Below are 19,639 nucleotides of genomic sequence, written 5' to 3' on the forward strand. Positions count from 1 at the left end.
ATCCGGCGCATGAACACACGATCCTCTTCCCAATGTCCATTCCATGCGGGCACCGCTGCGCCGGCGCCCGTGCTTCACCCGCCCGGCGTATGGCCGCCGGGGCCGCGTGCCGGCCTGACGGGGTGGGCGCTGCTGCGCGCGATGTCACGCGACCTGATCGGCACGCTGGCCGGCTGGCAGCGCGATTACGGCGACGTCGTGCACTTGCGCGTGTGGCCCGAGCACGCGGTGGTCGTGACCGATCCGGCGCTCGCGCGCGAGCTGCTGGTCACGCATCACGATGCGTTCGGGCGCTGGGAGCGCGCGATCCGCGTCTTCGCGCAGGTCCACGGCCATAGCGTGCTGGTTGCCGAGGGCGATGCGTGGCGCGACAAGCGGCATGCGTTGCAACCGAACTTCATGCCGAAGCCGGTTCAGGCGTTCGTTCCGGCGATCGCGGCGACGGCTGGTCATGCACTCGCGCAGTGGCCCGCGCGCGATCCGGACTGGCCGATCGAAAGCGCGCTGACGTCGTTGGCGATGGACGTGATCATGCGCACGATGTTCTCCGATACGATCGGCGACGATGCGCGTGCGGCCGAGGAGGCAGTGCGGGCGGTGAGCGCTGCGGCCGACGCAGAGTTCTATCAGCCGGCGAGCACGCCGGACTGGATGCCGTGGAAGCGCGGCAAGGCGCGGGCAAAGGCGGTGCTGAACGGGCTGATCGACCGGCAACTGCGTGCGCGCGTCGACATGCCGGAGCGTACGTGGCCCGACGATCTGCTGTCGCGCCTGTTGCGGCTGCATCGGGCGGATGGTCGGAAATGGCCGCTGCAGGCCGTGCACGACGAATGCATGACGGCGTTCCTGGCCGGCCACGAGACGACGGCCGGGGCGCTGACCTGGTGGGCATGGTGCATGGCCACGAATCCGGCCGTGCAAGCCGCCGCGCGCGACGAGGTGTCCCGCGTGCTGGGCGGTCGAGCGCCGTCCGCCGAGACGCGATCTTCGTTGCGCTATCTGGCGCAGACGCTGGACGAAACGCTGCGCCTGTATCCATCCGCGCCGATCCTGATCAGCCGCCGTGCATCGCGGCCGGTCGCGCTGGGCGCATGGCAGTTTCCCGCGCGCACGCTGTTCATGCTGCCGCTGCAGCTCATGCATCTCGACGAACGATGGTTTCCGGAGCCGCATGCGTTCCGTCCGGAGCGCTTCGCCGAAGATGCGCCGGCACCGCCGCGCGGCGCGTACATGCCGTTCGGCTCGGGCCCGCGCGTATGCCTCGGGCAGCATCTGGCGATGACGGAGATGACGGTTGTGGCCGCAATGATCCTGCAGTGTCATGTGTTGTCGGTGCCGCCCGGCATGACACCGCCGCGCGCGGTGTTGAACGTGACGCTGCGGCCGGAGCGGGCGCTGCATCTAGCGATCGAACCGACGGGGCTGACGGCCCATACGGTCTCCGCATGATGTGGGCATAAGCGGTCGATTCGACCTGGCCTGCATCGCGCGGGCGATTGCCGTTTGTGCGACGCGGGGTCATCGAATCGTCGGAATGTGAATGCGTGCCGGCAACTGCTTGCGGCGCCACTGGCGCGGCGTCGCGTAGCACCTATGCTTGAAGGGCCCAGGCCGGGCGGAGCCCAAGGAGGATGGTCATGCGCATGCTTCTCAACATACGAATCCCTCACGAGCCGTTCAACACGCTGGTGCGCGACGGCAGCGTCGGCGACGTGATCTCGCGAATACTCGACGCGGTCAGGCCGGAGGCCGTGTATTTCACGGAGCAGAGCGGCGGGCGCGGGGCGGTCGTGATCGTCAATCTGGATGACCCGTCGCAGATCCCGGCGCTCGCGGAGCCGTGGTTCCTGATGTTGAATGCGGACTGCGAGTTCCGCGTGGTGATGCTGCCGGACGATCTCCAGAACGCCGGGCTCGCGCAACTCGGCGCGAAGTGGAAGTAGCAGGACGCTGCGCATGACCGTGCCCCTGCCCGAAAACCGGGCGGGCGGCATGGCGCGGCGTTCGCGTGCCGGCTATTGCGCAGACTGTGACGGCTCGACGTTTGCTGCTTGCCTGTCTTTCGGCCGCAGCAGCAACAGCAGGCCGCTCAGCGCAGCCGCGCCCAGGAACATGAAAAAACACCGTTCGTTCCACACGGTCAGACTGTCGGGAGCAACGCCTCCGGCACTCCCGGCCGCGGCACCGGCTTCCAGCAGGAACGTGAAGACCGCCGGCACCGGCGCGGAACCGAGGTAGGCCAGGAACGCGAACTGCAGCCGGCCGCGCGTCAGGATCGACCAGACATCCTTCCCCATCAGGCAGGCGACCAGCAGCAGCGGCGGCACGAGCACGATCGATGTGGCGCTGATGGCACACAGAAGCAACCAGCCGAGTCCGACGAGCGGAATGAGCGACATGGATCGGGATTCCTGTTTCCGGGCAACTTCGTTGTCGATGGAACATCCGCGTGTGCTTCACCGGATGACCACGGATTGCGGCGCTTCACGGATATTGCACGATTCCGCGCCCGTTGCCATCCGTGCTGCACGATGCGCTCATCCCGCCGCATCTTCTCCCAGCGCCTGGATGAACCGCGAAAACAGCTCGGGCTGCGACGAGATCCCGAGCTTCGCGTATAGATGCCGCCGATGCACCTTCACCGTTTCCGGCGAGATCGCCAGCCGCTCGGCAATCGCCTTCGACGAATTGCCGCGCAGCACCATTCTCGCGATCGACATCTCGCGATCGGTCAGCACGCCCGCGCCGAAGCGCGCGAGCGCCTGCTCGACGCGCGCGCCGAGATCGGCGTCGGGCGTCGAGCGCGCGGCGTCGCCCACCAGCCGCCAGTGCTGCCGGATCGTCGCGAGCACCCACGGCATCGCGGCCGTCAGCTTGCCGAGCGGCTCGACTTCGAAGCGCGCGGCCGCGCCGAGCGACAGCGACAGCAGCGTGTCGGCGTTCGGCCGCACGAGGATCTGAATCTCGTCGTCGCCGACCGCATCGCGGAAGTAGCTCAGGAAATACTCGCTTTGCCGGAACAGGTCGGGCGCGACTTCCTCGAGCCGGTAGCAGCCGTCGGCGAGCCCGTCGTGCGCGGCCTGCAGGAACGGGTCGAGCAGATATAACCCGTTCAGGTAAAGCGGCACCGGCGACGCCGTATCGGTGCCGCCGGTGTCGTATTCGTCGAGCACGAGCGGCACGCCGTCGCGGCCGATCGCGGTCGCGAGCGCGTTGTCGAACGGCGCCATTTCATTGAGCAGCAGCACCAGGAACCGCCAGAAACGCGGCTGGCCGAGGTGATCGATTGCGCGGCCAAGCGCCTGGTGCATCGCGATTTCGGAAAAGAGACGATCCATACCACCACCGGAAGGGCGTAACACGAAGGGGGAATAGCGGTCCTGAAATTGGCTTCCTAGACTGCCACGCAATCAATCGGGCCCGAGTATGGGTGTTCAAAAAAGTGCAGCACAGGAGAACGAGATGGCGATGATGTCGGAATCGACGGGCACGCTGCAAGCGGCGCCTGCAACGGAAGACGCGCCGCGCGCGCTGTCGCAGACGCTCGGCGTGCGCGACGCGGTGATGATCACCGTATCGGGCGTGACCCCCGCAAGCTCGATCTTCGTGATCGCGCCGTTCGCGATCCAGCAGGCCGGCAGCGGCGCCGTGCTGTCGTTCCTGCTCGGCGGCGTGCTCGCGCTCGCATTCGCGCTCTGCTATGCGGAACTCAGCGCCGCGCACCGCAGCGCGGGCGGCGAATACGTGATGGCCAAGCGCGTGTTCGGCACGCTGCCCGGCTACCTGACCTTCATCACGGTGCTGTCCGTCAGCGTGTTCATCCCGGCCGTGCTCGCGAGCGGTGCCGCGCCGTACCTGAACAACGCGCTCGGCACGCACTTCGGCAACCAGTCGGTCGCGCTGACGATCGTGCTGCTCAGCTACCTGCTCGGCATGCTGAACATCAAGACGAATGCGTGGATCACCGGCGCGTTTCTCGTCGTCGAGATCGGCGTGCTGATGCTGATCGCGGGGCTCGGTTTCGGCTCGATGCATCGCGGCGCCGACGTGCTGGTCGCGCCGGTCGTCGCGAGCGGCAACGCGCTCGTGCCGGCCACGCTCGCCGCCATCGTGCCCGCGATCGGCACGGCGATCTTCTGCTACAACGGTTTCGGCTCCGCTGCATACCTCGCCGAGGACCTGCGCGGCGGCAACCGCAACGTCGCGAAGGCGGTGATCTATTCGCTGCTCGTGATCCTCGTCGTCGAACTGGTTCCGCTCACCGCGATCGTGCTCGGTGCGCCGTCGCTGACGGAACTCACCAAAAGCGCCGACCCGATCGGCTATGTCGTGCGTTCGCTGAGCAACCCGGCCGTGTCGCGCGTGGTCAGCGCCGGGATCTTCCTGTCGGTGTTCAACGCGATCATCGCGATCGTGATCACGATGGGCCGCCTGTTGTACAGCAGCGGCCGGCACGCGCTCTGGTCGCGCACCTGCAACCGTGCGTTCTCGACGATCCATCCGCGCCTGGAATCGCCGTGGCTCGCGACGATCGCGCTCGCGGTGCCGTCGGCGGGGCTCGTGTTCGTGTCGAGCCTCGACGAGCTGACCGCGTTCACGGTCGACCTGCTGCTGCTGATTTACCTGGTCGTCGGGCTGGCCGCGCTCGCGAGCCGGTTCGTGCGCCGCGACGTCGAACATCACTACCGGATGCCGCTGTGGCCCGCGACGCCGCTCGTCGCGGTGGCGGGTGCCGCGTACACGCTCTACACGACGCTGGCGACGGCGACGAAGCCGACCGACCTGATCATCATCGCGGGGCTGCTGGTTGCCGCACTCGTGATGTATGTCGTCTGGGCACGTCACAGCGAAGCATTCCGCGCGCTCTGAACGCCGGATCGTCACGTTGCAGACCGAAACACCGAACCATTGAAAGACTGGAGGAATTGCATCATGCGCACGAGGGATCTCGGCATCCGCATCGGACTCGGCACGCCGGGCCGCTTCAACGCGATCACGGACGTTCCGGGCGTACGGGTCGGACATTGCACGCTGAACGTCGAGAACGGCGACGCATCGATCCGGACCGGCGTCACCGTCATCGAGCCGCGCGCGGGCGCCGCGCACGATTCGCCGTGTTTCGCGGGCGTGCACGTGCTGAACGGCAACGGCGATGCGACAGGGCTCGAATGGATCCGCGAGGCCGGCCTGCTGACGACGCCGATCGCCTATACGAACACGCACAGCGTCGGCGCGGTGCGCGACGCGCTCGTCGCGAACGAGCGGGAAGCGGCGGCCGGCCGCGTGTACTGGTGCATGCCGGTCGTGATGGAAACCTACGACGGGCTGCTGAACGACATCTGGGGGCAGCACGTGAGCGCCGCGCACGTGCTGCGCGCGCTGGCCGCCGTGCAGTCGGGGCCGGTCGCCGAAGGCGGCGTGGGCGGCGGTACGGGCATGATCTGCCACGAGTTCAAGGGCGGCATCGGCACCGCGTCGCGCGTGCTCGCGGCCGATGCGGGCGGCTGGACCGTCGGCGTGCTGGTGCAGGCGAACTACGGCGTGCGCGAGATGCTGCGCGTGGCCGGTTATCCGGTCGGCGAAGTGCTGCGCCACGTGCATTCGCCGTTCCGCGTGCCCGACGCGACAGGCGAGGCCGGCATGGGCTCGATCGTCGTCACGATCGCGACCGACGCGCCGCTGCTACCGCATCAATGCACGCGCGTCGCGCAGCGCGCGAGCGTCGGGCTCGCGCGCGTCGGCGGCGGCACCGAGGATTCGAGCGGCGACATCTTCCTTGCGTTCGCAACGGGCAACGACGGGCTGCCGGCGGCGAACTACGGCAGCAAGGGCGCGCCGACCACCGGCGTGAAGATGGTCAACAACGACCATATTTCCGCGCTGTTCGTCGCGGCGGCCGAGGCGGTGGAGGAAGCGATCGTGAATGCGCTCGTCGCGGGCGGCGACGTCGAATCGCGCGGTGCGCGGGTCGAAGGGCTCGGGCAGGCGCGCCTGCTGGATGCGTTGCGCGAAGTGGGGTGGCGGCCGGGGCGCGGCGCCTGAAACGGCATGCGCCGCTTCAATCGAAGCGGCGTGGAGCGGGGCGGTGCAGCGATCGGCCGGTCCGCCGCCCGCCCGCGGACTGGATGCGGGCGATGCGGGCCAGGCCGTGACGACGCGGCGTCATGCTCAGCTGCCGAAGTAGATGTTGCAGAAGCTGACGGGGCCGACACAGGCGTTCGGGTCTTCCTGCTTCGACTGCGAACGATCGACGCGGCCTGCGGCCTTGACGGCTTCGGTGCGATTCGCCTGTTGCGGTGCGGCGTCGGCCGGCGCCGGCTGTGCGTGGGCGACAGCGGCGGTCAGCGACAGGGCAACGAGGGCGAGGTGCAGCGGCTTCATTTTGTTTCTCCTGGGTGAGTGCCAGTCTCGCTGGCAGTGAGGAAACTATAGGCTCGCACTGCTTAAAGATTAATCACCGCGCCTGTAGAGCTTATTTCCATTCGGAACAAGGATCCCGTTGCACGCGCATCGATGTTCAATGGCGGCGCCGGTTGAACGGCGCGTCCTTGTCGAGCAGCGCGCTGCGCATGAAGTGCAGGCAGCCGACGATCCGCTGCATGCGGCGTCGCTCGTCGGGCACGGCGTACCACGCCTGCAGCGTGTGCTGAGCGGCGCGGATCGCGAGATTCACCGATTTCAGCGTGCGCGCATGGTGGCCGGGCGTCGGATCGTCGAAGAAGCGCGGCAACTCGTGCAGCACCGCGTCGATCGAACCGGTCCAGCGCAGCATCTGCGGCGGTTTCGCTTCACAGAACGCGTGCAGTTCGTCGCGCAGGTCGATCACCGCATGGCCGACCTCGAGCGTCGACAGCATCCAGCGCAGCGCGTCGCGATGCTGCCGCGTGCGTCGCACGAGCATCGTGCGCAACTGCGCCATCAGGTCGTGCGTGCTCGACTGGAAGCGCTGCGCGAGGCCGTCCGGCGCGCCTTCGCACGCAAGCGTGACCTGGCGGCGCAGATCGTGCGCGATGCGGCCCGTGAGCCAGGGCATGTGGGTGGGGAACACGACCGCGAACACGAGCGAGCACGCGAGCATCGCGACGACGACGGCCAGCCCGTTGTTGATGAGCACCTCGGGCGTATACGCGATTGCGTTGTCGGGGCCCGCGAGCAGGCAGAAGAACACCGCGAAGCCGATCCCGTAACCGGACAGGCCCGGCCGCATCGCGAGAAACGCGCCGAGGCCGAGCACCGGCGCGAGCGTTGCGCACAGCAGCGGGAAGCCGTCGATGTTCGGATACACGTAGCACAGGAACAGGTAGCCGACGGCAGTCGCGAACGCCGCGCCGACGCCCATCTGCGCGACGAACTTCGGTGCGCGCGGCGACGTCGAGCTGAGCGCGCACGCGATCGCGGTGGCGATTACCGCGAGCGAGCCGCTCGGCCACTCCGACGCGATCCAGAACGCGCTCATCGCACCGACGGCGATGACCGTGCGCAGGAACGCGAAGCCGACGAAGAACGAATTGGTCTTCACCGCGTAATGCGTGACGGAGCGCTCGAATGCGTGATCGTCCTGGTCGAGGGATGCGTAGGTATCGGCGTAGCCGAGATACTCGCCGATGAAGCGGTACAGCAGCTCGATCGCGGTATCGAAATCGAGCAGGCCGCCGGCCGCGTGTTCCTCGATGGTCCGCCGCGACGCGCGCGCGGCCTTCGGCAACGCGCCATGGAAGCGGCGCAGTTCGAGCAGCGCACCGGTGGCCGGTGCGATGCCGTGCTGCCGCTCGTCGCGCAATGCGGCGAACCGCTGCGCGAGCGCGTCGACGTGCGGCGCCAGCGCGTCGAGCACCGCGTCGGAGCCGTTCGCGCGCAGGCGCTTGACGAGCTGGTGCAGCGCATGCAGCCGCGTGCATGCGTTCATGAACTCGCTGTTCAGCCGTGCGAGCCGCCGGCTGCGTGCGCGAATGTGCGGATCCTCGAACGACGCGAATGCGCGGTTCGCTTCGAAGCCGACGATGTCGTCGACGAAATCGGCGAAGCGCCGTTCGAAATCGCCGCGTGCGACGTCGCCCGCGAGCGCGCCGGCCGTGAACGCCGCGAACGTCGTGTGGCGCGTGTTCAGCGAGCGCATCAGCGCCTTCGCGGAACTGAGCGGCAGGATCAACGCGCTGACCGCGCCCGAGCATGCGATGCCGAGCGCGACTTCCGCGGCGCGCGTGAGCGCGGACTGGAACAGCGTCTGCGGCGTCATCACCGCCGGCAGGCCGATCAGCGCGGCCGTGTAGCCGGCGAGCACGAAGCCGTACCAGCGGAAGTGGCGGTTGCGCACCGCCAGCGCGATGCAGCCGCCGATCCACAGCGTGATGCCGGCCATGTACAGTTCGGGCTGCTGCGCGAACAGCCCGCCGAGCGCGAGCGCGGCGACGAGGCCGGCCGCCGTGCCGAGCATGCGGTAGAAACTCTTCGCGAACACCATCCCCGACAGCGGCTGCATCAGCACGAACACGGTCGTCATTGCCGTGCGCGGCTGCGACATCTCGAGACGCATCGCGATACCCATCGCAAGGAGGGCCGCGAACACGGTCTTCGCGAGGTGCAGCCAGATCAGCCCGTCGCTGACGGCCCAGTCGCGTGCCGCGTCGCCGAGCGGATCGAGCCATGATCGCCATCGTGCCGGTTCGATGGAAGGTCGCTCGATCGCAGGTTGTGGCTTCATGAAAAGAGGGGGCCCGTGCGGGGCCCGGCGAAGTGCCGCGGCCCGTCGAAACGGGTCCATTCGACTGATGAGGCGCCGATTGTAGGAGTGCGGCGCCCGCGCATTAACGCAGCTATGGGGAAACGATAGTTGCAGCCGGAGTAACAATCTGTCGCATTCAGTGGAGGAAAATAGCGCCTCCGCTACAGGTTGCTCACAGGAATGGATACCCTACAAAACATGCGGGTGTTTTCGCGCGTCGTCGAGACCGGCAGCTTCACGGCCGCCGCACAATCGCTGAATTCGACGACGGGCGCGATGTCGCGCGCGGTGTCGGAGCTCGAGGCGCGCCTGCGCACCCGTCTGATGAATCGCTCGACGCGCCGCCTCGCGCTGACGTCGGCCGGCGAAAGCTATCTGCGGCGCTGCCGCCAGATCCTCGCCGACGTCGACCGCGCGGAAGAAGAGGCGAGCTGCGCGCACGAACGGCCGGCCGGCGTGCTGCGCATGCACAGCTTCGCGAGTGTCGGCCATCACTATGTATTGCCCGCGCTGACGCGCTATCACGCGCAGTTCCCGGGCGTGTCGATCGAACTGTCGCTGTCGCAGCGCATGCCCGACCTGTTCGACGGCACGAGCGACATGGCCGTCGTGACCGCGTCGTCGCTGCCCGATTCGGAACTCGTGTCGCATCTGCTCGGTTCGACGTTTAGCATCCTGTGCGCGTCGCCCGACTATGTGAAACGGCACGGCGTGCCGGCCCGTCCGCAGGATCTCGCCGCACATGCGTGCCTGACGCTGTGTACGCCCGCGTTCCCGACGCACGAATGGGTGCTCGAAGGGCCCGAAGGCGTCGAGCAGATCCACGTTGCCGGGCCGGTGCAGACCAATACGGCCGAATCGCTCGCACTCGCGATCCGCGACGGCATCGGGGTCGGCATGCTGCCGCTGTACTCGGCGATCGACGCACTGCGCGACGGCACGCTCGTGCGCGTGCTGCCCGCGCATATCCTGCAGAAGATGAACGTGTATGCGCTGTATCCGTCGCGCCGCTTCGTCGACGCGAAGGTGCGGACTTGGGTCGAGATGCTGCGCGCGCAGGTGCCGGGGATGATCGCGCGCGACGTCGAGATGCTGAACGCGATCGACCGCGAACCGCAGGCGGCCTGAGCGCCGGGCGCGCAGCGGGAGGTCGATGCGTTGCGTGGGCCGGTGATCAGGCTTCTTCATGCAAACGCGACATGCGCGCCGCCCGCAGCACACGATTCATGCGGGCGGCGCGCTTCATCACATCGTCACAGCGCGGGTTTCGCCGCCGTGCCCGATTCGGTTGCCGGCTCGCCGGCCGGGCCGTATGCGGCCTGCGCAGCCTTCCGTTGCGCGAGACGCTTCGCCTGCAGTCGTTCCTGTGCCGCCATGATGTCTTCCGGATAGTTGCCGGCTTCACCGCGCGCCGGGTTGTAGCCGACCGACTCGAGATCGACCAGTTCCTGCAGCACCTGCGCGCGCGTGACGGGCGACTTCGCCGACTGGGCGAACGACAGGGCCGGTGCGACAAGCAGGACGGCAGCGGCGGCGGTAACGACGAGCGATTTCACGAGGTTCTCCTGGGTGAGGGGTAGACGTTCGGTTCGACGCGCGATGCGCGCCCCGGACCTTCGATACGAGTCTACGCAGCGCTTGTGCGCGCAAAAACCCCGATTCCAGGCAGGCTGCCTTCCAGATGGAACAACATTGACGCGCGCCGCTCGCAGCGACCGAACCCGCGTGCGAACGCGGGTTCGTTGCCGGCGGGCGACGTTGCGTCACATCGGTCAGAACCGCGTGCGCATGCCGATCGCGCCGACGATCTGGTTCGGCGTGCTCGACGCGCCGCCCGAACCGTTGATGAACGCTTGGTAGCCGCGTCCCGACGCATGCTGGTACATCGCTTCCGCATACAGGTCGGTGCGGCGCGACAGCTTGTACACGGCCTGCAGGTCGACCTGATGCCACTTCGGATCGGTACCGTGCTTGCTGTCCGGGTTCGACACGCTGGCGTCCGTGTACACGTAAGCCGCACCGAGGCTGACCGCCGGCGTCACCGCATAACGCACGTTCACGTCGTAGTTGTTGAACGCGACCTGGCCGCTGGAGCCGAACGAGCCCGTGTTGTCGTACTGCGAGCGCGTATAGACGAAGCCGACGGTCGCCGGGCCGAACACGTAGCTGACGCCGCCGCCGTACGAGCGCATGCGGTCCGAGCCGATCGACCAGCCGCCCTGGTTCACGCTCTTCGCCTCGGCAGAATCGGTCGCGCCGGGGCTGGCGCTCGTCGAGCCCTTCGTGCCGTTCATCTGCAGGTACGCGCCGGCCAGCTTCAACGGGCCGTTCGTGTAGCTCGCCGCGACGCTGTACGCGCGGTTCGCGCTGAAGTTCGTCGAGTTGGAGAACGCGTACATCGCGCCGACCTTGAAGCCCGCGACCGTATCGCTCGTGTACTTGACCGCGTTGTTGATACGCAGCGAGTGGTTCAGGTTGTCGTTGTCGAACGGATGCGCGAAGCCCGCATCGCCGAAGTCGCCGGCCGTCGCGGACAGCGGCGCGACGAAGTCGACCATCGTGTCGTACTGGCGGCCGAGCGTCAGCGTGCCGTAGCCGTTACCGCTCAGGCCGACATACGCGTGGCGGCCGAACAGCTTGCCGTCCTGGCCGAGCGCGCCGTTGTTCGCGTTGAAGCCGTTCTCCAGCACGAACAGCGCCTTCACGCCGCCGCCGAGATCCTCGGTGCCGCGCAGGCCGAAGCGGCTGCCGTTGATCGTGCCGGTGGTCAGGCGCCACAGCGATGCGCCGCCGGCGTTGTTGGTATAGGCGATGCCGGCGTCGATCAGGCCGTACAGCGTGACCGAGCTTTGCGCGTGGGCGAGCGGGGCGAACAGCGCGGCCGCGCAAGCGCCGGCGATGAGGGTTTTTTTCATGGTGAAGCTCCTGCGTGTGGGACTGGGAACGAAAGTTCGGCGCAAGTATAGGAATGCACGGCGCGCGCAAGGCCGCCGGCGCGGCGAGCGCACCTTTCCGGATCCGGCAAAAGTCCTTCACAAAACTGACACGACGCGCCGAGCGCACCCGAGGCCGGCCGTTTTTGCGCGATGGCCTGCACGCGGCATTCGCCCGGCGCGACCCGGCTGTCGCGCCGTTGCAACATGCGCGGGACGCGGCACGGCGGTTGATCCGCACGGCCGACGCGCGGAGAATGAGCCGCTCGTGCCCACGACCGGAGACACACGATGCCCCAGCCCGACCGCCATCCGCCGATCAGCGCCGCCGTGTACTACCGCGATCCGGGCGTCGCGCTCGAATGGCTGCAGCACGCGTTCGGCTTCGCATGCGGCATCGTCGTCCGTACGCCCGAAGGCGAGGTCACGCATGCGGAGCTCACGCATCGCGGCGGCGTCGTGATGATCGGCGGACACTGGGCCGATTTCGTTGCGAGCCCTCAAGAGATCGGCGGCAGGAACACGCAAAGCGTGCACGTGCAGCTTGCCGACGGCCTCGACGCGCATTGCGAACATGCGCGGCAGGCCGGAGCGGAAATCCTGCAGGAACCGGCCGACCAGTTCTATGGCGACCGCACCTATCGCGCGCGCGATCCGGAACAGCACGTATGGACGTTCGGCCAGCACGTGCGCGACGTGACGCCCGAGCAGGCGGCCGCCGAAACCGGCCTGACGTTCGAAGGCTGGTCCTGATGCGCGGCGCGTGCGCGCATCGATGCTTTTCATCCATAGATTCGGCGTGAACCGGAGCGCATCGCTTATCCGGATCGACCGGGTTGATGCGGAACGCGGTTGCAAGTTGCTCGCGCTATATATTCATGAAATGCATGAGTCGATTCGAAAAATACGTTTGTCGCATGAGACGCGCGAGCCTACGATGCGGTCCTGATGACGGCGCGCGTGTTGCGCGCCGTCCTTTCGATCCCCGTTCGCCGACCTCATGCGCCTCGATCTCCCGTCCGCTCCCGCATCCGCTTCCCCGCCCGCCAGCCCGTTCGCGCGCGTGGCCGTCGTCACGATCCTGACCGGCGTCGGCGCGGGCTTCGGCGGCATGCTGATCGCGTTGCTGCTGCATGCGATCCAGCACGTTGCGTACGGTTACAGCATCGCGCACGTGATCGGCACCGAGAGCTTCCTCACCGGCGTGACCGGTGCCGATCCGCTGCGCCGGCTTGCGGTGCTGATCGTCGGTGGGATCGTCGCCGGCGGCGGCTGGTGGGCGCTTTACCGGTACGGCCGGCCGCTCGTCAGCATTCGCCGCGCGGTGCGTGCGGCCGATCCGCGGATGCCGTTCGTCAGCACGACGATCCACGCGCTGCTGCAGATCGTCACCGTCGCGCTCGGTTCGCCGCTCGGCCGCGAAGTCGCGCCGCGCGAGATCGGTTCGCTGCTCGCCGGGCAGCTCGCGCATCGCGCGGGGCTCACGCCCGGCGACTGCCGGCTGATGGTCGCGTGCGGCGCGGGCGCGGGCCTCGCGGCCGTCTACAACGTGCCGCTCGGCGGCGCGATCTTCGTGCTCGAAGTGCTGCTCGGCACGTTCGAACTGCGTGCGCTGATCGTCGCGGTCGTGACGTCGGCGATCGCGGCGGCCGTCGCGTGGATCGGCCTCGGCAACGAACACCAGTACACGGTGCCGCCGTTCGTACTGAGCGCGCCGCTCGTCGCATGGTCGATCGTCTGTGGGCCGCTGTTCGGCTTCGCCGCGTACGGCTTCGTGCGGCTCACGACCCGCGCGCGGGCGAACGCGCCGAAAGACGGGCGGCTGCCAGTGCTCGCGCTGGTCAACTTCGCGGTGATCGGCGTGCTTGCGATGCGGTTTCCGCAACTGCTCGGCAACGGCAAGGGGCCGGCGTCGCTCGGCTTCGACGGCACGCTGACGATCGGACTCGCGGCGACGCTGCTCGTGCTGAAGGTGCTGATCGAGGCGGGCAGCCTGCGGGCCGGCGCCGAGGGTGGCCTGCTGACGCCGGGCCTCGCGAACGGCGCGCTGCTCGGCGTCGTGCTCGGCGGGCTGTGGAGTCTCGTCTGGCCGGGCGCATCGATCGGCGGGTATGCGCTGATCGGCGCGACCGCGTTTCTCGCCGCGTCGATACAGATGCCGATCACGGCGGTCGTGCTGCTGCTCGAATTCACGCGCGCGAATCACGACAGCCTCGTGCCGATGCTGCTTGCGGTGGCCGGGGCGCTTGTTGCGTACCGGTTTGCGCAAAGGCAGGCCGAGCGGCGGGCGAAGGCGATTGCGATGGTGGGCGAACACTCGGCGGCGACGCGCTAACTTAGCAACGAGGCGCGCGAGACGTTGGGCGGCCGGTCGCTGACGCTCGACGCGCTGGTGGCGAAGTATCTCGCGCGCGATTACCGGAATCCCGTGGTCGAATCGGAAGTCAAGGATGTGAAGTTCGACTTCCTGAAGTGCGTTGACCTGTATCACGGCAAGGAGCTCGACGCCGCGGCGAAGCAACTCGTCTTGCGCCCGAACAGCACCTATCGCACCGAGAACCCGCGGAAGCCGCAGCAGTGATCGAGCGCCGCTGCGCAATGCAGCGGCGTGCCGTTTCCATATCGCGCTCGCTATTCAAGCGTCCTGATCGAATTGCTGATGCCGCGCGCACAGTCGATCACGGCCGGCGCAAGCTTGCGGCGCGCGTCGTCGAACGTCCAGCGGCTCGTCGGCGCGACCACATGCACGGCCGCGACGGGCTGCCCCTGGCTGCCGAGCACGGGCGCCGCGATCGACATGTCGCCGATGAACAGTTCTTCCTGATTGGTGGCGTAGCCTTCGTGCCGCGCGCTGTCGAGCAGCGCGACGAGTGCGTCGAGCGCCGTGACCGTGCGCGGCGTATGCGGCGTGCGTGCCATGCCGTCGAGCCGCGCGCGCGCATCGTCGGGCGGCAGCGCGCTCAGGAACGCGCGGCCGCTGCCGGTGCAGTACATCGGGATGCGGCTGCCGATCGGCATGTGGATCGGCACGAACTTCGTCGACACGAAACGCGCGACGTACACCATCTCGTCCTCGTCCGGTTCGGTGAGGTTGGTGGTTTCGCCGGTCAGGTTCGTGAGCTCGGACAGGAACGGATTCGCGACGTCGATCAGCGTATCGGCCGCGAGGTAGTTGAAGCCGATCCGCATCACGTGCGGCGTGAGCTGGTAACGCCGCGTGACCGGATGCTTGCGGATATAGCCGAGCTTCTCGAGCGTATAGACCATCCGCTGCGCCGAACTCTTCGTCATCCCCGCCGCGTCGGCCACTTCCGCAAGCGTCATCGTTCGCCGCTTCGCGCTGAACGCGCGCAGCACGTTCAGCCCTTTCTCCAGCGACTGGTTGAACAGCAGGTCGTTCGACTGATCGGGCAAAGTTTCCATGAGCAGGGGCTTGATCGATTCGATATCGAATCATATCGTATCGAATATCGATACGCAAAAATCTATTTGCGATATTTTTGATTCGTTTTAAGATCGGGTCATCGTCGCAACGTCGATCGGCGACTGGCGGCGCACCGGATTATTCGAGAAGGGGACACCATGGTTTCGTTCATCAAGCAGTTCGGCGCACTGGCCGCCGGTTTCGCCACCTGTATCGCAATCTCCGCGGCATCGGCGGGCGCCGTCGCGGCCGAGCCGACGCTGAAGGTCGGCGCGACGGCCACCGGCGTGCCGTTCACGTTTCTCGACGTCAAGAGCAATTCGATCCAGGGAATGATGGTCGACGCGATCACCGCGGCCGGGAAATCGGCCGGTTTTCGCGTCGACGTGCAGCAGACCGTGTTCTCGGCGCTCATTCCGTCGCTCACCACGCAGAAGATCGACATCATCTCGGCCGCGATGCTGAAGACGCCGGCGCGCCAGCAGGTCGTCGATTTCTCCGACACGGTCTATTCGTTCGGCGAAGGCCTGATCGTGAAGGCGGACGACCCGGGCCGCTATACGTCGATGGACGATTTCAAGGGGCAGGTGGTCGGCGCACAGGTCGGCACGGCGTTCGTCGATGCGCTCAACAAGAAGGGCATCTTCAAGGAAGTCCGGACCTACGATTCGATCGCCGACATCATGCGCGACGTCGCGCTCGGGCGCATCAAGGCCGGCTTCGCCGACCAGCCGATCGTCGCGTACCAGATCGAGCACGGCGTCAACCGTCAGGTGCGGCTCGTGCCCGAATACCAGAGCGTCGTGAAGGGGCAGGTCTGCTTCATCGTGCGCAAGGGCGATACCGCGACGCTCGAGCAGCTCAACGGCGCGATCCGCAAGATGAAGGGCGACGGCACGCTGCAGCAGATCCTGCAGAAGTGGCACATGAGCTGAGCGCCGGCCCCCGGTTCCACGCCGGTATCGCCCGCGTCTCGCGGGCACCCGCCGCGGCGGCCCGTTCGGCTGTCGCATAGGAGACCTCATGTTTTTTCAGAATGCGATCGATTTCCTGCCGATCCTGTTGAAGGGGGCGGTGGTCACGATCGAGATCACGGCATGCGCGTTCGTGCTCAGCTCGGTACTGGGGCTGATCCTCGCGCTGCTGAAGGTGTCGCGCAACCGCGCCGTGTCGACGGCCGGCAGCACGATCGTCAACGTGATCCGCGGGCTGCCGATCATCGTGCAGCTGTTCTACATGTACTTCGTGCTGCCCGATCTCGGCGTGCAGCTGTCGGCGTTCCAGGCCGGCGTGCTCGGCCTGGGCATCGCGTACTCGGCCTACCAGGCGGAAAACTTCCGCGCCGGCATCGAGGCGATCGACCGCGGCCAGATCGAGGCCGCGCACGCGATCGGCATGCGCGGGCCGATGATCATGCGGCGCGTGGTGCTGCCGCAGGCGTTCCGCATCGCGCTGCCGCCGTACGGCAACACGCTCGTGATGTTGCTGAAGGATTCGTCGGTCGCGTCGACGATCACGGTCGCGGAGATCACGCGGGCCGGCCAGTTGATCGCGTCGTCGACGTTCCAGAACATGAGCGTCTATACGCTCGTCGCGCTGCTTTATCTCGCGCTCGGCTTGCCGCTGATGTTCGGCGTGAACCGGCTCGGCAAGCGGCTCGCGCTGAGGAGAGGCGCATGATCCGGATCGATTCGATACACAAGCGCTTCCAGCAGCACGCCGTGCTGAAGGGCGTGAGTCTCGACGTGCGGCAGGGCGAAGTCGTGTGCCTGATCGGGCCGTCCGGCTCGGGCAAATCGACCGTGCTGCGCTGTATCAACGGCTTCGAGACCTACGACGAAGGCTCGATCACGATCGACGGCGTGAAGGTCGATGCGCATTCGAAGCGTATCCACGAACTGCGGATGCGGGTTGGCATGGTGTTCCAGCGCTTCAATCTGTTCTCGCACCGCACGGCGCTCGAGAACGTGATGGAAGGCCCCGTGCATGTACGGCGGGTGCCGGCCGCGCAGGCGCGCGAGCGGGCCCGCGCGCTGCTCGACAAGGTTGGGCTCGCGCATCGGATGAATGCATACCCGTCCGAGCTGTCGGGCGGCCAGCAGCAGCGCGTCGCGATCGCACGCGCGCTGGCGATGGAGCCGCAGGCGATCCTGTTCGACGAGCCGACGTCGGCGCTCGACCCCGAACTCGTCGGCGAAGTGCTCGGCGTGATGCGCGGGCTCGCGCGCGACGGAATGACCATGGTGGTCGTCACGCACGAGATGGGGTTCGCGCGAGAGGTGGCCGATCGCGTGTGCTTCCTGCACGACGGCACCATCTGCGAAAGCGGGCCCGCGCGCGACGTGCTCACGCAGCCGACGCATCCCCGCACGCAGGAATTCCTGCGTCGCCTGCTGGCGTCGGACGGCGCCGCCAACCCGGATCGACCATGAGCGAAAGGAAATCGGCACCCGCATGGCCCGACTCACAGTGGCCGGATTCGCTGTGGGCGGCGACCGCCGCGCCGGCGCCTGACACCCCAGCGCTCGATGCGTCCGCGTCGTGCGACGTGGCGATCGTCGGCGCCGGCTTCACGGGTCTGTCGACCGCGCTCCACCTGGCCGAACGCGGCGCCAACGTGCGCGTGATCGACGGCGCGCAGCCGGGCTGGGGTGCGTCGGGCCGCAACGGCGGGCAAGTGATCCCCGGGCTGAAATACGACCCCGACGAACTGATCCGCCGGTTCGGCGACGAGGCCGGCGAGCAGCTTGCCGGCGTTGTCGGCGGCGCGGCCGACACGGTGTTCGACCTGATCGCGCGGCACGCGATCGATTGCGATGCGCGTCGCCACGGCTGGATCCAGCCGGCGCCGACTGTCGCGATGCTCGATACGGTCGCGCGCCGCGCGCAGCAGTGGGCCGCGCGCGGCGCACCGGTCGAAGTGCTCGGCCGCGACGACGTCGCGCGGCGGCTCGGCACGCACGCGTACGCGGGCGGCTGGATCGATCGCCGCGCAGGCAGCGTGCAGCCGCTCAGCTATACGCGCGGCCTCGTGCGTGCTGCGCAGGCGAGCGGGGCGGTCGTGCACGGGCTGACGCGCGCCGTCGGGCTGACGCGTGCCGACGGCCGTTGGCGGATCGCGACGGCCGGCGGTGCGACGCTGTCGGCGGATCGCGTCGTGATCGCGACCAACGGCTACACAGACGGGCTGTGGCCCGGCTTGCGCCAGTCGGTGATCGCCGCGAACAGTTTCATCGTCGCGACGCAGCCGCTCGCGCCGGATCTCGGTCGCGACATTCTCGCTGGCGGCGAGGTCGCATCGGATGCGCGGCGCCTGCTGCTGTATTTCCGCCGCGACTCGGCCGGCCGCCTGCTGATGGGCGGCCGCGGCCCGTTCGCGGAGCCGCGCGCGACGAGCGACTGGCGCCATCTCGAGCGCGCGACGACGCTGCTGTATCCGCAACTGAAGGGTGTCCGGTTCGAATACCGCTGGGCGGGGCGCGTCGCGATCACCGCGGATTTCATGCCGCACGTGCACGAGCCCGCGCCGGGCGTGACGATCGCGCTCGGCTACAACGGCCGCGGCATCGCGATGGCGACGACGCTCGGCAAGCATCTGGCCGCGCACCTGTCCGGCGATGCGCAACTGCCGCTGCCGTTCCGGGTCACGCCGATCCGGCCGATTCCGTTTCACGGGCTGCAGCGCTTCTACATCGCGGCCGGGGTGGCCTGGTATCGGCTGCTCGACAGCCTTTCCTGACGGGCGCGGGCGCGGGTCGCCATCGGTCGTCCGATCGGGCAGAATCGACACTCCCAGTTTCCGACGACGGATGCCGCATGACCGACTCGATCGATTCCCCCGGCCGCCGCGCATACGCGAGCTTTGCGCAACGCTATGCGGACATCGCGCCGACCAAGGCGCACAACGCGCTCTACGAGCGTCCGGCGACGATGGCGCTGCTCGGCGACGTCGACGGCCTGACGGTGCTCGACGCCGGCTGCGGGCCCGGCATCTGCAGCGAGCACCTCGCGCGCCACGGCGCGACCGTGCATGCATTCGACGTCACGCCGGAGATGGTCGCGCTCGCGAGAACGCGCTGCGCGGGCCTCGCGGTCGATGTGGTGGAAGGCGATCTGGAGGCGGCGCTCGACTGGCTGCCCGACCGCCGTTTCGACAAGGTGCTGTGTTCGCTGGCGTTCGATTACGTGCGCGACCTCGAAGCGCCACTACGCGAATTCCGGCGCGTCGCACGGCCGGGTGCGACGCTCGTGTTCTCGATGGCGCATCCGATGCGCGACTGGATGGACGAACGCACGCGCGGCGAGGGCACGTATTTCGACACGTCCCGGTTCGGCTTTCACTGGTCGGGCTTCGGCGAACCGAAGCCGTATGTCGAAGCCTGGCGGCGGCCGCTCGCCGACATTCTGAACGCGGTAGCCGACAGCGGCTGGCGGCTCGACCGGTTCGTCGAACCCAAGCCGCTGCCGGAGATGAAGGCTGTGTCCGAACGACTCCATGCGGAGCTGTCGCTGGCACCGGCCTTCTCCTTTGCATCCGCGCGCGCCGCTGACGCCGCGCGG

At 67.8% G+C, this 19,639-nt stretch carries 19 protein-coding genes and 1 pseudogene; 13 read left to right on the forward strand and 7 right to left on the reverse strand.

All coding sequences use genetic code 11. The features are described from left to right. The first annotated feature begins 9 nt into the window (after positions 1–9). Positions 10–1,449 carry a cytochrome P450 gene (locus ACNQQL_RS02475; RefSeq protein WP_347063082.1) on the forward strand — a complete coding sequence of 480 codons (1,440 nt, stop codon included), beginning with the start codon at positions 10–12 and terminating at the stop codon, positions 1,447–1,449. Between the two features lie 188 nt (positions 1,450–1,637). Continuing rightward, positions 1,638–1,943 (forward strand): panthothenate synthetase, encoded by a 306-nt coding sequence (locus ACNQQL_RS02480; RefSeq protein WP_347063083.1) that lies wholly within the window; start codon positions 1,638–1,640, stop codon positions 1,941–1,943. Between the two features lie 72 nt (positions 1,944–2,015). On the opposite strand, the gene ACNQQL_RS02485 is transcribed toward ACNQQL_RS02480, so the two are convergent. Further along, positions 2,016–2,399: a hypothetical protein gene (locus tag ACNQQL_RS02485; RefSeq protein ID WP_347063084.1), complete on the reverse strand. Its 384-nt coding sequence runs from the start codon at positions 2,397–2,399 to the stop codon at positions 2,016–2,018. Between the two features lie 138 nt (positions 2,400–2,537). After that, a complete protein-coding gene (locus tag ACNQQL_RS02490; RefSeq protein ID WP_347063085.1) occupies positions 2,538–3,338 on the reverse strand; it encodes a helix-turn-helix transcriptional regulator in 801 nt (266 codons plus the stop codon). Positions 3,339–3,462: 124 nt separating this feature from the next. Between ACNQQL_RS02490 and ACNQQL_RS02495 the strand changes: the two genes are divergently transcribed. Together ACNQQL_RS02495 and ACNQQL_RS02500 are read left to right on the forward strand one after the other, a co-directional pair. Then, complete coding sequence (locus ACNQQL_RS02495; protein WP_347063086.1) at positions 3,463–4,869, forward strand: APC family permease; 1,407 nt, start codon at positions 3,463–3,465, stop codon at positions 4,867–4,869. Between the two features lie 63 nt (positions 4,870–4,932). After that, positions 4,933–6,042 carry a P1 family peptidase gene (locus tag ACNQQL_RS02500; protein WP_347063087.1) on the forward strand — a complete coding sequence of 370 codons (1,110 nt, stop codon included), beginning with the start codon at positions 4,933–4,935 and terminating at the stop codon, positions 6,040–6,042. Positions 6,043–6,168: 126 nt separating this feature from the next. Here the strand turns inward: ACNQQL_RS02500 and ACNQQL_RS02505 are convergent, their stop codons facing one another. Together ACNQQL_RS02505 and ACNQQL_RS02510 are read right to left on the reverse strand one after the other, a co-directional pair. Then, the gene (locus ACNQQL_RS02505; RefSeq protein ID WP_034179600.1) at positions 6,169–6,381 is read right to left on the reverse strand and encodes a hypothetical protein; all 213 of its coding nucleotides are present in this window, start codon (positions 6,379–6,381) and stop codon (positions 6,169–6,171) included. Between the two features lie 136 nt (positions 6,382–6,517). Beyond that, a complete protein-coding gene (locus tag ACNQQL_RS02510; protein ID WP_204422872.1) occupies positions 6,518–8,701 on the reverse strand; it encodes an FUSC family protein in 2,184 nt (727 codons plus the stop codon). A gap of 201 nt (positions 8,702–8,902) precedes the next feature. On the opposite strand from ACNQQL_RS02510, the gene ACNQQL_RS02515 reads away from it, so the two are divergent. Beyond that, complete coding sequence (locus ACNQQL_RS02515; RefSeq protein WP_072436741.1) at positions 8,903–9,850, forward strand: LysR family transcriptional regulator; 948 nt, start codon at positions 8,903–8,905, stop codon at positions 9,848–9,850. A 125-nt stretch (positions 9,851–9,975) separates the two neighbouring features. Here ACNQQL_RS02515 and ACNQQL_RS02520 read toward each other — a convergent pair whose 3' ends face one another. Both ACNQQL_RS02520 and ACNQQL_RS02525 read right to left on the reverse strand, forming a co-directional pair. After that, positions 9,976–10,278 carry a DUF4148 domain-containing protein gene (locus tag ACNQQL_RS02520; RefSeq protein WP_347063088.1) on the reverse strand — a complete coding sequence of 101 codons (303 nt, stop codon included), beginning with the start codon at positions 10,276–10,278 and terminating at the stop codon, positions 9,976–9,978. 216 nt (positions 10,279–10,494) lie between these two features. Then, on the reverse strand, positions 10,495–11,637 hold the full coding sequence (locus ACNQQL_RS02525) for a porin (protein WP_072436743.1): 1,143 nt from the start codon (positions 11,635–11,637) through the stop codon (positions 10,495–10,497). Positions 11,638–11,946: 309 nt separating this feature from the next. Between ACNQQL_RS02525 and ACNQQL_RS02530 the strand changes: the two genes are divergently transcribed. The 3 genes from ACNQQL_RS02530 to ACNQQL_RS02540 all read left to right on the forward strand — a co-directional run bounded on the left by ACNQQL_RS02530 (position 11,947) and on the right by ACNQQL_RS02540 (position 14,236). Beyond that, positions 11,947–12,408 carry a VOC family protein gene (locus tag ACNQQL_RS02530; protein WP_072436744.1) on the forward strand — a complete coding sequence of 154 codons (462 nt, stop codon included), beginning with the start codon at positions 11,947–11,949 and terminating at the stop codon, positions 12,406–12,408. Between the two features lie 247 nt (positions 12,409–12,655). Next, positions 12,656–13,990 (forward strand): chloride channel protein, encoded by a 1,335-nt coding sequence (locus ACNQQL_RS02535; RefSeq protein WP_347063089.1) that lies wholly within the window; start codon positions 12,656–12,658, stop codon positions 13,988–13,990. A 24-nt stretch (positions 13,991–14,014) separates the two neighbouring features. Next, a complete protein-coding gene (locus tag ACNQQL_RS02540; RefSeq protein ID WP_416392499.1) occupies positions 14,015–14,236 on the forward strand; it encodes a T6SS amidase immunity protein Tai4 family protein in 222 nt (73 codons plus the stop codon). 50 nt (positions 14,237–14,286) lie between these two features. On the opposite strand, the gene ACNQQL_RS02545 is transcribed toward ACNQQL_RS02540, so the two are convergent. Beyond that, positions 14,287–15,078, reverse strand: a complete 792-nt coding sequence (locus ACNQQL_RS02545) for an IclR family transcriptional regulator (protein ID WP_034179587.1) — start codon at positions 15,076–15,078, stop codon at positions 14,287–14,289. Positions 15,079–15,237: 159 nt separating this feature from the next. On the opposite strand from ACNQQL_RS02545, the gene ACNQQL_RS02550 reads away from it, so the two are divergent. The 5 genes and pseudogenes from ACNQQL_RS02550 to ACNQQL_RS02570 all read left to right on the forward strand — a co-directional run bounded on the left by ACNQQL_RS02550 (position 15,238) and on the right by ACNQQL_RS02570 (position 19,629). After that, a complete protein-coding gene (locus tag ACNQQL_RS02550; RefSeq protein WP_105389975.1) occupies positions 15,238–16,014 on the forward strand; it encodes an ABC transporter substrate-binding protein in 777 nt (258 codons plus the stop codon). A gap of 88 nt (positions 16,015–16,102) precedes the next feature. Continuing rightward, positions 16,103–16,759 (forward strand): amino acid ABC transporter permease, encoded by a 657-nt coding sequence (locus ACNQQL_RS02555; protein ID WP_006482843.1) that lies wholly within the window; start codon positions 16,103–16,105, stop codon positions 16,757–16,759. After that, on the forward strand, positions 16,756–17,511 hold the full coding sequence (locus ACNQQL_RS02560) for an amino acid ABC transporter ATP-binding protein (RefSeq protein WP_347063090.1): 756 nt from the start codon (positions 16,756–16,758) through the stop codon (positions 17,509–17,511). Before ACNQQL_RS02555 ends, ACNQQL_RS02560 begins: the two co-directional genes overlap by 4 nt. Next, the gene (locus ACNQQL_RS02565) at positions 17,508–18,818 is read left to right on the forward strand and encodes an FAD-binding oxidoreductase (protein ID WP_347063091.1); all 1,311 of its coding nucleotides are present in this window, start codon (positions 17,508–17,510) and stop codon (positions 18,816–18,818) included. The genes ACNQQL_RS02560 and ACNQQL_RS02565 overlap by 4 nt, the downstream gene beginning before the upstream one ends. A gap of 77 nt (positions 18,819–18,895) precedes the next feature. Beyond that, positions 18,896–19,629: pseudogene (locus ACNQQL_RS02570) on the forward strand (class I SAM-dependent methyltransferase). The last annotated feature ends 10 nt before the right edge of the window (positions 19,630–19,639 follow it).

It is taken from the genome of Burkholderia sp. LFS061, assembly GCF_047978125.1.
Taxonomy (GTDB): domain Bacteria; phylum Pseudomonadota; class Gammaproteobacteria; order Burkholderiales; family Burkholderiaceae; genus Burkholderia; species Burkholderia pyrrocinia_C.